The 12059-nt window shown below is 56.8% G+C and carries 12 protein-coding genes; 11 read left to right on the top strand and 1 reads right to left on the bottom strand.

Annotated elements, in window-relative coordinates; all coding sequences use genetic code 11:
• Positions 1-472 precede the first annotated feature (472 nt).
• Positions 473-2251 carry an integron integrase gene (locus tag Poly21_RS06375; protein WP_302117822.1) on the bottom strand — a complete coding sequence of 593 codons (1779 nt, stop codon included), beginning with the start codon at positions 2249-2251 and terminating at the stop codon, positions 473-475.
• A 1307-nt stretch (positions 2252-3558) separates the two neighbouring features.
• On the opposite strand from Poly21_RS06375, the gene Poly21_RS06380 reads away from it, so the two are divergent.
• The 11 genes from Poly21_RS06380 (at position 3559) to Poly21_RS06420 (ending at position 12047) form a co-directional block, all read left to right on the top strand.
• The gene (locus Poly21_RS06380; protein ID WP_146406065.1) at positions 3559-3870 is read left to right on the top strand and encodes a hypothetical protein; all 312 of its coding nucleotides are present in this window, start codon (positions 3559-3561) and stop codon (positions 3868-3870) included.
• A gap of 458 nt (positions 3871-4328) precedes the next feature.
• Positions 4329-4652: a hypothetical protein gene (locus tag Poly21_RS27125; RefSeq protein ID WP_302117823.1), complete on the top strand. Its 324-nt coding sequence runs from the start codon at positions 4329-4331 to the stop codon at positions 4650-4652.
• Between the two features lie 806 nt (positions 4653-5458).
• A complete protein-coding gene (locus Poly21_RS06390) occupies positions 5459-6220 on the top strand; it encodes a hypothetical protein (RefSeq protein ID WP_146406067.1) in 762 nt (253 codons plus the stop codon).
• Between the two features lie 64 nt (positions 6221-6284).
• Entirely contained in the window at positions 6285-6632 is a 348-nt protein-coding gene (locus Poly21_RS06395; protein ID WP_146406068.1) for a hypothetical protein, read from the top strand.
• Between the two features lie 118 nt (positions 6633-6750).
• On the top strand, positions 6751-7167 hold the full coding sequence (locus Poly21_RS27130; RefSeq protein WP_302117843.1) for a hypothetical protein: 417 nt from the start codon (positions 6751-6753) through the stop codon (positions 7165-7167).
• A gap of 56 nt (positions 7168-7223) precedes the next feature.
• Positions 7224-7904, top strand: coding sequence for a zinc-ribbon domain-containing protein (locus Poly21_RS06400; protein ID WP_302117859.1), 681 nt, complete (start codon positions 7224-7226; stop codon positions 7902-7904).
• A gap of 104 nt (positions 7905-8008) precedes the next feature.
• Positions 8009-8428 carry a hypothetical protein gene (locus Poly21_RS27135; protein WP_302117861.1) on the top strand — a complete coding sequence of 140 codons (420 nt, stop codon included), beginning with the start codon at positions 8009-8011 and terminating at the stop codon, positions 8426-8428.
• 325 nt (positions 8429-8753) lie between these two features.
• Positions 8754-10244, top strand: coding sequence for a hypothetical protein (locus tag Poly21_RS06405; RefSeq protein ID WP_146406070.1), 1491 nt, complete (start codon positions 8754-8756; stop codon positions 10242-10244).
• A 576-nt stretch (positions 10245-10820) separates the two neighbouring features.
• On the top strand, positions 10821-11456 hold the full coding sequence (locus Poly21_RS06410) for a hypothetical protein (protein ID WP_146406071.1): 636 nt from the start codon (positions 10821-10823) through the stop codon (positions 11454-11456).
• A 31-nt stretch (positions 11457-11487) separates the two neighbouring features.
• Positions 11488-11856 (top strand): DUF1257 domain-containing protein, encoded by a 369-nt coding sequence (locus Poly21_RS06415; RefSeq protein ID WP_146406072.1) that lies wholly within the window; start codon positions 11488-11490, stop codon positions 11854-11856.
• Complete coding sequence (locus Poly21_RS06420) at positions 11853-12047, top strand: DUF2997 domain-containing protein (protein WP_146406073.1); 195 nt, start codon at positions 11853-11855, stop codon at positions 12045-12047. Before Poly21_RS06415 ends, Poly21_RS06420 begins: the two co-directional genes overlap by 4 nt.
• Positions 12048-12059: the final 12 nt, after the last annotated feature.

A 12059-nucleotide genomic window follows, 5' to 3' on the forward strand; every position in this document is an offset into this window, starting at 1 on the left:
TCTCGTCACCGATTCAACCGCGAACCGTCGGACAACTGAGCCCGTTTTAAAATCCGGATTTTACCGCCGGCCGGACGGTGTCAGTCGGCAAGTAAACAACTTCGCTCGACCATGGCCTCGGCTCGGTTGAGTTGCCGTTGGTTGGTGACGGTGACACGCCATCTAGAAAGTCGGAGCGACCCGCGAGAGTGTTACCGAGCAGGCGATCGAGAGCGGATTTGGCCCGACGGCGGAGGAAGGAAGCGAGTGGCGATACTTTGGCCGCATCGAAGCATGATCTTCCCGAAGTGGCACCACCGCCTATGACGCGTACAACTCCCCAAACGGCGCAGCGACGGACCGATTCGGTAGCTGAGGATGGCAGGTGAGGTGCACCAGTCCAATCCCACCTTTCAGGAGCTTGGGTAGCTGCACGTATTATCGTGCAGCCCGTCGACGCTTCCCGAACAACATGCAGCAACCACCTGTCCGATCAGCTCAATGACAGGAAGCCGCCCACCACGACTGAGGCCCGCTGGAATGCCCTTGCCGCGTGGCTCCACCACCCCAACCGAGTTCGCCGCGGACCTGCCAATGATGCTGCGGGTGCTGGTCTCGCATCACTCACGCGTCTCGCCGCCGCGTCGCTTGGACCTGCGTCGCTTGGACCTGCGTCGCTTGGACTTGCGTTGCGGCTCTTCAGCGTGTGGCCCTTGGGTGCTGACAGCTCGCTCTCCAACGCTGTGAGCTTGCGAGCAACTCCGACGTTCTCGCAAGCCGCCAGGTGCTCGGGATTTGCTGACTCCGCTTCCGAGCCTTCGACTGCCCCATCACCGCCACACGATTCTGCCTGCGCCGAGTCTCCCGTGTCCGCGGCAGCCGCTTCGTGGTTGGGGGCAATCGCAGCGTGATTCGACGTCATCCGATCCAGCGGACTGACCACCTTCACGTCCTCGCGGTTGAGCGAGTGCAAGTAAATCCGCGTCGTCTTGATGTCCGCGTGACCGAGCAACTCCTGGATGGTGCAGATATCGGTTCCCTCACGCAGCAGATGCGTGGCAAAGCTATGACGAAAAACATGCGAGCTGATGTGCTTGTGGATCCCTGCCTTCTGTACCGCCGCTCGCAAGTTCGCTGGGAACGTGTCTTTGTGCAAATGATGTCGTCGCAGTACACGGGTCCGTGGGTCGCGTGACAGGCGGTGGGACGCGAACAAATATTGCCACTTCAATTCTCGTGCAGCAGCGGGATACTTCCGCTCCAACGCCTTCGGTAGGCACACCGACGCTTGACCCTGTTCTAAATCGTGCTCGTGCAGCACGCGACGCGATTCCATCCACTTCCGGATGTCCGGAACGACGCTCGCTGGCATCGGCACGATTCGACTCTTGCCTCCCTTGGAGGCGTGGACTTCGATCACCATCCGGTCAAAGTCGAAATCCTTCATTCGCAGCCGCAACGCTTCACTGATCCGCATCCCGCATCCATAGAGCAGCTTGGCGATCAACAAATGAACGCCGTTTAGGTGGGCGAAAATCTGCTCAATCTCATCCACGCTCAGTACGGTGGGAATCTGTTTCCCCTTGCTCGAGCGAATCGCCTGCACTTCGCCCATTTCGCGTTTCAACACATGTTGAAACACGTACAAGAGGGCGTAGAAAGCTCGATTCTGAGTCGATGGGGCAACATTCCCATCCACTGCGAGATCCGTCAAATGGGCCTCCACATCGGTCGCGTGAATCTCAGCAAAATCCGCTTGGCACTTGAGCCCTCGATCTTGCATGAACGCCTTCACATTCGACACGTAGGCTCGTTCGGTCTCGAGCGTGTCCTGCCGCCCGCGTATGGCACGACGCAGGTTCTGGATCACGTCCGGCTCACTCGGATCGATATGGCCAACAACGTCTTCGATCTCCTCGGCCGTGACGTCACCTGACTCTCTCAGCCGTTCTTCTTTGACCTTCTCCGCGAGTGCAAGATCTTCGAGTTTCGTCCGAATGAACATCAGGTCATCAAACGGAGCGGCCTGGACGTAACGGCGATAGCAAATCAGCGACTGAATGATTTTGAGACGTTTCCAAGCGGGCGTTTTGCGGCGCAGGCGGTCGCGGAGGAACGCGATCACATCGTCGGCTGTGAATTCCCAGGTCGCCTGGGGCTTGCGACCATGGAAGCGACTGAGCTTCTCGAACCAAATCTTCGCCCACTTATCACGCTGCTCGTGCCAATTGTCTTGAGGCCACCTCGTTTCAGCCTGACTAGAGCCAGCCATGACATCGTCCTTTGCAATCACCCGACTCGGCGACGAGAAACTCGCCAAGTCGATCGTACGCAGCAGATTCCGTCCCAGATTCCCGCAGCCTCCCAGTGAAGACCGCCGCCCTCTTCCACGGCCCTTCCAATGCGACCCGTTGGCGTTCCCAGACTGGAACCGTCCTGCCCGCCGTACCGCATCGCCGCAGCGTTACCGAGCCGATTCTTCGCGTGTCCTCAAAACAGGTCAATGCTTTGGCGGCAAAATTAGTGCGAAATTTTACTTGACCCAAGAATCCAGGCCCTTCATACTCGACAGACGCCAACCGGCGATAACATTCCCTCGAACCGGCGATAACACTCCCCGTGTCACCGAGGGAACCGAAGGTCCAACCGGCGATAACACCCCCCACGAGCTACTTATCGCCGGGTGCCTTCCTCGCCAACCGGCGATAATTACCTCGTTACGAGACCAAGCCGGACTGAAGACGAGTGTGGATGAAACGCCAAGTGTGCCCTGCGGGGCATCAACCAACGCCTGCTCTGCGAGGCATTGTCCGACGCTTGATCAATTGGTGACTGTGACTCAGTGCTTGTGTCGGATCGAAGCTGCGGGTAAGCCCACGGGTACTACGCTACACTAAACGACTCGTAACAATGCGATGATGACGGAGCGGCGTAGTCGCCGTTGGCTCAGTGGTTGAGTCGCTCGCCGCCGCCCGCATATCGCCGCCGTTACGAGACCAAGCCGGACTGAAGACGAGGGTGGATGAAACGCCAAGTATGCCCTGCGGGGCATCGTCCGGCGCCTGAGCCGTGACAACCATCGCCTGCCCTGCGGGGCACGAGTCAGTACACGCCCTGCGGGGCATTAACCAACGCCTGCTCTGCGAGGCATTGTCCGACGCCTGGTCAACTGGTGACTGTGACGCAGAGCTCGTGTCGGACCGAAGTCGAGGGCAAGCCCGCGGGTACTACGCTACAATAAACGACTCGTAACAATGCAATGATGACGGAGCGGCGTAGTCGCCGTTGGCTCAGTGGTTGAGCCGCTCGACGCCGCCCGCATATCGCCGCCGTTACGAGATCAAGCTGGTATTGAAGCGAAGTGTGCCCTGCGGGGCATCGTCCGACGCCGAGTCGTGACAACCAACGCTAGCCCTGCGGGGCACGAAGCAACACTGCCCTGCGGGGCATCAACCAACGCCTGCCCTGCGGGGCATTGTCCGACGCCTGTCAAATCGATGACTGTGACGCAGTGCGTGTGTCGGATCGAAGCTGCGGGTAAGCCCACGGGTACTACGCTACAATAAACGACTCGTAACAATGCGACGAACCGAAGTCGCGGAATCGCCGTTGTTGGCAATTGAGAATCACTCGTCGCGACTCGGTTGTCGCAACCGTTACGAGATCAAGCTGGTGTTGAAGCCAAGTGTGCCCTGCGGGGCATCGTCCGACGCCCGAGCAGCGGCAACCAGCGCCAGCCCTGCGGGGCACGAGGCAACACTGCCCTGCGGGGCATCAACCAACGCCTGCTCTGCGAGGCATTGTCCGACGCCTGATCAATTGGTGACTGTGACGCAGTGCTTGTGTCGGACCGAAGTCGCGGGCAAGCCGACGGGTACTACGCTAAACTAAACGACTCGTAACCATGCAATGATGACGGAGCGGCGTAGCAGCCGTTGGCTCAGTGGTTGGGCCGCTCGACGCCGCCCGCATATCGCCGCCGTTCGCCGACTTAACCTATGCGTTGCGCCAAATGCAATAAACGATTTGGTGTCGACAGATACCAGCCTGCACCAGGAGGTTCGTCACCGCCTGCCGCATTCTTTTGGCTGATCGTAGGAGCATTGATCCTTGCCGCTCCATTTTACTATCTTGGTTGGTGGATTCCGCTATTCCTTTGCGGTGCCGTCTGTGCAATCGCTCCGTTTGCATTGCTCACTTCATGGATCGACTGTCGTGGTGTTTCCAAGAATCCACAGCACGGCGGGGAGTGCCCGGGGTGCGGCCATATGAACACGGTATGGCCATGGTCGATATAGGATCTATAATGACCCCCGTGCTGCGACGTAAAAATGGCGGCGAACCATGCGATGAACCGAAGTCGCGGAGTCGTCGTTTTTGACAACGGAAAATCTATCGCCGCGACTCGGTTATCGCCGACGTTACGAGACCAAGCCGGACTGAAGACGAGTGTGGATGAAACGCCAAGTATGCCCTGCGGGGCATGGTCCGACGCCCGAGCTGCGACAACCAATGCCAGCCCTGCGGGGCACGAAGCAGTGCATGCCCTGCGGGGCATTAACCAACGCCTGCTCTGCGAGGCACTGCCGACGCCTGTTAAATCGGTGACTGTGACTCAGTGCTCGTTGCGGATCAAAGACGCAGGAAAGCCCACTGGTGCTACGCTACACTAAACGACTCGTAACAATGCAATGATGACGGAGCGGCGTTGGTCGCCGTTGGCTCAGTGGTTGAGTCGCTCGCCGCCGCCCGCATATTGCTGGCGTTACGAGACCAAGCCGGACTGAAGACGAGGGTGGATGAAACGCCAAGTATGCCCTGCGGGGCATCGTCCGGCGCCTGAGCCGTGACAACCATCGCCTGCCCTGCGGGGCACGAGTCAGTACACGCCCTGCGGGGCATTAACCAACGCCTGCTCTGCGAGGCATTGTCCGACGCCTGGTCAACTGGTGACTGTGACGCAGAGCTCGTGTCGGACCGAAGTCGAGGGCAAGCCCGCGGGTACTACGCTACAATAAACGACTCGTAACAATGCAATGATGACGGAGCGGCGTAGTCGCCGTTGGCTCAGTGGTTGAGCCGCTCGACGCCGCCCGCATATCGCCGCCGTTACGAGACCAAGCCGGACTGAAGACGAGTGTGGATGCAAAGCCAAGTGTGCCCTGCGGGGCATCGTCCGACGCACGAGCAGCGGCAACCAGCGCCAGCCCTGCGGGGCACGAGGCAACACTGCCCTGCGGGGCATCAACCAACGCCTGCTCTGCGAGGCATTGTCCGACGCCTGATCAATTGGTGACTGTGACGCAGAGCTCGTTGCGGATCGAAGTCGAGGGCAAGCCCACGGGTACTACGCTACACTCAACGACTCGTAACAATGCAATGATGACGGAGCGGCGTGGTCGCCGTTGGCTCAGTGGTTGAGTCGCTCGCCGCCGCCCGCATATCGCCGCCGTTCGCCTTGCGATACAAGGAAGGCATAATGCTATTGACGTTGCTAGCCTGCGGAATTTTTCTTCGTGCCACCAGCTTTCTGCTGCTCACTTCCTTCGGAGAACGCATCGACGGAACTGTGGTTTCCGGCTACAGATCCCACGCCATTACAATGAACCTTGATCTTTTGGGACGTTACGTCATTTGGCTTTCATCAGCAGCATTGATCTCGACAATTGCGATCCGAAGCAGGCACTGGGCGCGTCCGTTGCTGGCCGCTCTCTCGACTGTGCTTGTCGTCTATTTGTTAATGTTTCTCATGACGTCACACAGAGACACATACGCTGCTATTCTGCATGGAACAACCTTAGCCACCGCAATACTATTCGCCCGTGTTTCTCTCCGGTCAACTAAACACCGATTTCAGGTTCATATTTCCCACCTTGTTTGGCTCACCGGCGTTGTCGCTGTTGCTCTGGCCGGCTACAAAACAATTGGCGGTTGGTGGCAGGCTGTCGCAGTGGCAAGCCTTGTCGGGATTTGCGGAGCGAGTGCCGCCGTCATACGGCGGCCAAATGCATTGGGAGCGAAGCAGTACGTTCCGGTAGTCGTAGGAACTTTGGCTCTGACACTGCTGTTGGTATTGTTCGGCCTGTCTCAACGGCCCATTATGCTGATGTACACACACCACGGGATCGTTCCTTTGATTCTCGCCACGTTTCTTACTGTGCTTGCCGCTTGTAGCATCGTGGACGTTGCAGCGGAAGGCGAACCAACGGATGCACTCGAGTCGGCGAGTCGGGCGTCTTGAAAATGGAAAATCTCTCGCGCCGACCGAGTGATCCGCAACGTTCCCCGACTGAAATCGCTGCTTGATGAGTGCCCCGGCGAAAACCTTTCTGATCCACGTGCAACCGGATCAGCTTCTTGCCCTTGACGAACTAGACATCCTCAACGTTGCGAAGCGTCTCGAACTGGAATGGGTCGAAGAGTGCTCGGCAACGATGGGGGACGACGATGGACGCTACATCAACATACATATCCACTCAAACTCCCCAGCGGAAACATGGGCACGGATTGCCGACCTGTTCCTTGGAACCGATTTTCTCAGCACGGAGATCCGGATTTCATCGATCGTTACCGTGACGGGGGATGCTGGCTGGGACGATTACTTACTACTTCATCATTTTGACCCAAGCGAAGAATTAGATCAGTACGCATGATTACGCAGGGGCGGGGAACCATCCGATGCAACCGAGCGGCGAAGTCGGGCGTTTCAAAGTGGTTGATCGTCCGTCGCCGCCGGCTGATCGTCAACGTTCCCCGACTGAAGTTCGCAACTTGCTTGCATCAACCGCACTCATCATTTGCGTTCTCACGACGCCTGCTTTTGCGTACTTGATCCGTCGCCATCTGCTTCGACCGGGTTCTGAGCCCTTGGTCTTCATGCTCGCCTGCATCTTCGCGTACTTCACACTTCTCTTTTCGATTCCGATACGACGTGCCGAAATCGAACAAGCGGCCGCAGCTTATGATGTCGCCGATACATCCCCACAAGCTGAAACCGCTCGACGTCGCATAAGCAATGACACTGGATTGACCCTCGCACCAATCACCGGATTGGCGATCATTCCATTCTGGTGCGTGATCGTTTACGCTTTTATGGGTACGGTTCACTGGGTAGGTGCCTTAGTTGTCCGCAAACCAAGAAGCGGGGAACCAATCGATGAACCGAAGTCGCGGAGCCGTCGTTTTTGACAATGGAAAATCACTCGCCGCGACTCGGTTATCGCGGTCGTTCGCCGCTACGAACAATGACACGTAAGACCGACAAGTACGCGCAATTCGCTGACCATCCTCGGTACGGTCGCCGCCCCAACGTCAGCGGTCTGAATCCAAGTCCGATGGATCGCGACGTGCATCTTCATTGGAACGCGACCACCCAAAAAGAAATCGTTGCGCAATACAAAGCCGTCGTTGGAAAAGAATGGCCCTACGGCGATTTCAGCGCTTACTGCGACCGTACACAACGAATTCCCAACACAGCGATCGCCGCTGATCTTTCACAGCAGACGCCCGCGACCGTTCCGGTTACGCATTACTTCGACCTTGAACGGCAATGCCGGGATTGCAAACGTCCCTTCATTTTTTTCGCAGAAGAACAGAAATACTGGTACGAACAACTTGGATTTGGGCTCGAATCCGACTGCGTTCGTTGCGTTGACTGCCGAAAACAACAACAGGGAATCGCTCGCCACCGCGAAATTTACGAATCGCTATTTCACCTTGCCAACAGGACCGACCAACAATCGCTTGAAATGGCAGACGCCTGCCTATGGCTCATTGAACATGACGCTTTCACGACACGTCAAACTGAACGTGTCCGAATGCTATTGAACTCGATTCCCGAGGACGCTTACACTCGCAAACGATCACGCTATTCTGATCTTTTCAACCGTGTACTCGCCGATGAAGCAGATCGCGGCGAACCATGACATGCACTGGAGCACGGCTTGCAGCGTTTTTCGCAATGGATAGTTCACTCTCCGTGCCCCGTGATGTCGGCCGTTCGTCGAATTGATCTGGACCATCTGAACTGATGCGATACATCATCTATCTTGGACTATTGATCATCGGCGCTGCGATCGTCAGCGCAGGTGGCTTTGCTGTTCTTGAGCCTCCAAATTCGGTCGTCTACTTGCTCTTTGGAATTGGTGGCCTCCTCGGGTTGTCTTTGGCACGCCTATTCTATCGTTACGTTGACCGACCGCTCTCGGTAACGCCGAACTCACGGAACCACCGGGTCAGCCAATCCTATCGACCGTTTGCGGACCGACTCGGGCGTTTCTCTGGCTTCGACGCTTCGGACCGCGCAGAGGACTTCACGTCGAACATGCCAGTTTGGACCCGACACGAGTCTTGTGTACGAACCCCGCCGCGGCCCTCGTTTGTGATTCACCGTATCCTGATTCGGATTCGTGCTATCATTCGTGGTGACTCGGGCACGAGATCACGCTGACAGAAACCGACGAACCATCGGATGCACGTGAGTCGCCGAGTTAAGTGATTTGAAGTGGTTAATCTTTCGCGGCGACAACGTGATCCGTTCCGTGCGTTGAAGGCGGATTGCTTTAAACAGCAAGTTGAGAAACTGTCTACAATTCCCCATGAACACGACTGATGCGATGGTACCAATAATAATGATGCAGCTTGTGTCTCGGTGTAGGAAAACGATGACTCTACTGGTCTGCGTGGTAACGTCATTGGCCGTGGCAGCACGGGCGTGCGCGGAGGACTGGACCCCTGCTGTCGGGAATGGTCAGCACGTTGACAAGTCGTCTTTGGTGTCTAACTCTGACTTCTGGAACACGCCCATCTACAAACGTCACACAGAGAACGATGGCCCGACGGTGCTGATCATCGCGGGTGTTCGTGGCGATCAACCCGAAGGCGTCCTTGCGGCGGATGCGATCCGTCATTGGCCGATTCAACGCGGTCAGCTCATTGTTGTTCCTTGTGTCAATTGGCCGGCCATCATGGCGGGCACCGCGACGACGCCTGGCGAACCGCAAACGACCTATGACCTTGGAACCGCTTATCCGTCGCAACCGAAACAACACGAAGCGCGAACTCCTTTGGGGCGGTCGCTGTGGGCGTTTGCACAAAATCTGAGGCCGGATCTGATCATTGACCTGCAGAGTTCCGTCGATGACTTCGGAAACGGCAAATACGGAACCGCGATTCTCTATCAGGGTGATCCAAGCACCGCCGCACTCGCCGAAGCAGGACGCAAAAAAGTCGATCAAAGTGGTTGTATCGGTCGTCCACAAGCGGTGACGCTTAACAGACCGATGCCCGACGGTTCATTCGTCGCTGCGATGAATCACAAGCACCAAACACCGGTGATAATTGTCAAAGCCTATCAGTCTCAGTCCGGCACGACGCGTTCGCGTAACGCCAGACAACAGCGTCATGTTGTTCACGGTGTGTTAGAGCACTTGAAGATGCTGAACGAAACCGTGCATCCGGACCAACTTCTGCCACCACGGCAAGCGAACGATAACTCGCTTCGCATTGGTGTCTTCACCGGGCCGGGAGCAGTAAGTAGTACAGGACATGGCCCATACTGGCTGATGCGATCATGGCAGGACCTTGAAGATCACCGTTTCGTTCCGATCGCAGGTGAGGAAGCTCGCAGCAACGCGATCCGACAGTTTGACGTGCTTTATTTTGGAGGCGGGACTTCCACCGAACAGGGCAAGAGTCTCGGCGAAATTGGCCGCGAAAACGTGAAACGCTTCATTCATGATGGCGGAGGTTATGTGGGGGCCTGCGCCGGCTTTTTTCTACTGATGCCCTTACGCAGTACTTCACTGCAGATCATCCAAGCGGAAAACGTACATGAACGCTCATCATTCGGCAAGGCAGAAGTCAATGTGGAGCTGACGCCGCTCGGCAAAGTGTTGTTGGGCCCGAGCGCATCGAGCCCCAACCAAGCGGTTACCAGCGACTCGGCTTACTCTAACGGACCGGTTGTGAAGCCTAGCCCGGACCGGGGCGAGGTCGCGTATCAGCCGCTGGCGTTCTATCGCACGGAAACGACCCGATACAACTCACAAGCAGGCCTCATGATCAACACGCCTTCAAGCATCTACGCCGAATATGGACGCGGGAGAATCATCGCTCATAGCTGTCACCCTGAACGACCACCGGGGCCACAGCAGTGGTTCAGACGATCATTCACGAGCGTAGCACCCCCAGCCTATCGTCAGGGCTCCCGCGAAAGTACGAAGCCCCAAAGACCTTACGGCCTACCCACCGGCTGTGAACTCTGAACAATCGCGATCACGTAACGGACGCTCGGCGACGAACCATCGGTTGCAAGTACGGACTGGAAATAGTTTGACGATGAGCGGGTGTGACTCCCGTCTGGGTACGGAACTCTCATTGACGAATCCTATTTCATTGCCGCACGCGACATCCATGCTTTTTTACCCTAGTTGCTTCGGCCATTAGACGTGCCATCTCTCTCTGAGGCTCGGATTTCAGCCACTTAGTCTGAAACGTCGAAAACAGCTTGATTTGCGTAGAAAACACGTAAATCACGGGGTCAAAATCGAATTTCGGCGTTTTTGGTGTCACTATTAATAGGGAAGACTTAGCTCTTCCAGCACTCTAATTTCACGTTCACAGCCCCGTCGTTCAGTCATCTCACTCAGAGATGCCTGGATTGCGGGGCTTTTTTCGTTTCTATCCCATCGTTTTTGAAGGAGACCCAATGGCCTTTGCCGTTCTGGCGGCCAGCAGCGTGCTGGTCGTGCTACTCACCCTGGCTTGGGCGAAGGAGTTTCGACTCAGACGTGCTCTGCAGTCCCTCCTGGCCCGAGTCTTTTCCCAATGGAGAGATCCTCGTGAAGCAAATGAACCATCTTCGACGCGTCACGATGTGCCTGGTTCCGCTGATTCTCAGCGTCGCAGGGTGCAGTGACTCATCTGACGAACGGCTTGCTGCGTTTGCTCAGCAATCGATGACCGAGCAACGCAAGCAGAACGAAAGGCTCGCTGATCAGTCCCAAGCCGTCGTCGCAGAAAGCCATCAACTCGCGGAGGCCGCGAAGGAACTGGTCAAAAGCGACGCGGAAGCCCGGCGGGAACTGATCGCCGCCCAAGCTGAGATCACGTCGCAGCTTAATGAGCAGCAATCGGTCATCTACTCAGGCCATGACCAGCTCGAACAGGATCGTCGCGATATCGCATCGCAACGGCACCGAGATCCCATCATCGCGACGGTGATTCAGAACTTGGGACTGACCATTGCGTGCGTGCTGCCGCTCGTCGTCGCGGTGTTTGTGATCCGGCAAATGCAATCGCAGGAACCAGATCATGCAGCGGTCGCGGAGATGCTGGTTCTCGAACTGACCTCAGATGAACCACGGTTGTTGCCGGGGCCTATGACTCGGCGTCCAGCTTCGGATCACGACGACGAGGAAACCAATCACGCACTGTTCAGTGGTGACTCGACGGATGACGTCGAGCCACCCCGCTAACCATTTAACTCAACACAAGGAGAACCAATCCATGAGTCACATCGTGGAAATCAAAACCGAAGTTCGAGACGAGGTCGCTATTGGCTCCGCCTGCCAGCGTCTCAAACTGGATCCACCCACGCGGGGCACGGTCAAGCTGTTCAGCAGCGAGGCAACCGGCGTGATCGTTAACCTTCCCGGCTGGCGGTACCCGACTGTGTTCGACACGCGATCCGGCGAGGCTCGCTTCGACACCTACAACGGCCACTGGGGCAAACAGGCTCAACTCGATCGCTTCCTGCAGGCCTACGGCGTCGAGAAGACGAAACTCGAAGCTCGCAAGAAGGGGCACACCGTGACGGAGCAATCACTCGCCGACGGCTCGATCAAGTTGACGGTTTCGGTGGGAGGTGCTGCATGAGCAAGACCATCGAAATCGTCGTCACGCCGACGGGACAAACGCAAGTCCAAACCAAGGGTTTTACAGGCACTGAATGTCGCCAAGCTAGTCAGTTCATTGAACAGGCACTTGGTCAACGCACCAGCGAACAACTGACGGCTGAGTTTCATCAACAGGCAAGTCAGCAGCAATCCAACCAACAACATCAGTAAGAAAGGAGATCA

Source organism: Allorhodopirellula heiligendammensis, assembly GCF_007860105.1.
GTDB classification, from domain to species: Bacteria; Planctomycetota; Planctomycetia; order Pirellulales; family Pirellulaceae; genus Rhodopirellula; species Rhodopirellula heiligendammensis.

Excerpts from the sequence above, each read along its gene's own strand:
- Poly21_RS06375 (WP_302117822.1), bottom strand. The coding sequence starts at position 2,251 with ATGGCTGGCTCTAGTCAGGCTGAAACGAGGTGGCCTCAAGACAATTGG.
- Poly21_RS06380 (WP_146406065.1), top strand. The coding sequence starts at position 3,559 with ATGCGACGAACCGAAGTCGCGGAATCGCCGTTGTTGGCAATTGAGAAT.
- Poly21_RS27125 (WP_302117823.1), top strand. The coding sequence starts at position 4,329 with ATGAACCGAAGTCGCGGAGTCGTCGTTTTTGACAACGGAAAATCTATC.
- Poly21_RS06390 (WP_146406067.1), top strand. The coding sequence starts at position 5,459 with ATGCTATTGACGTTGCTAGCCTGCGGAATTTTTCTTCGTGCCACCAGC.
- Poly21_RS06395 (WP_146406068.1), top strand. The coding sequence starts at position 6,285 with ATGAGTGCCCCGGCGAAAACCTTTCTGATCCACGTGCAACCGGATCAG.
- Poly21_RS06400 (WP_302117859.1), top strand. The coding sequence starts at position 7,224 with ATGACACGTAAGACCGACAAGTACGCGCAATTCGCTGACCATCCTCGG.
- Poly21_RS27135 (WP_302117861.1), top strand. The coding sequence starts at position 8,009 with ATGCGATACATCATCTATCTTGGACTATTGATCATCGGCGCTGCGATC.
- Poly21_RS06415 (WP_146406072.1), top strand. The coding sequence starts at position 11,488 with ATGAGTCACATCGTGGAAATCAAAACCGAAGTTCGAGACGAGGTCGCT.
- Poly21_RS06420 (WP_146406073.1), top strand. The coding sequence starts at position 11,853 with ATGAGCAAGACCATCGAAATCGTCGTCACGCCGACGGGACAAACGCAA.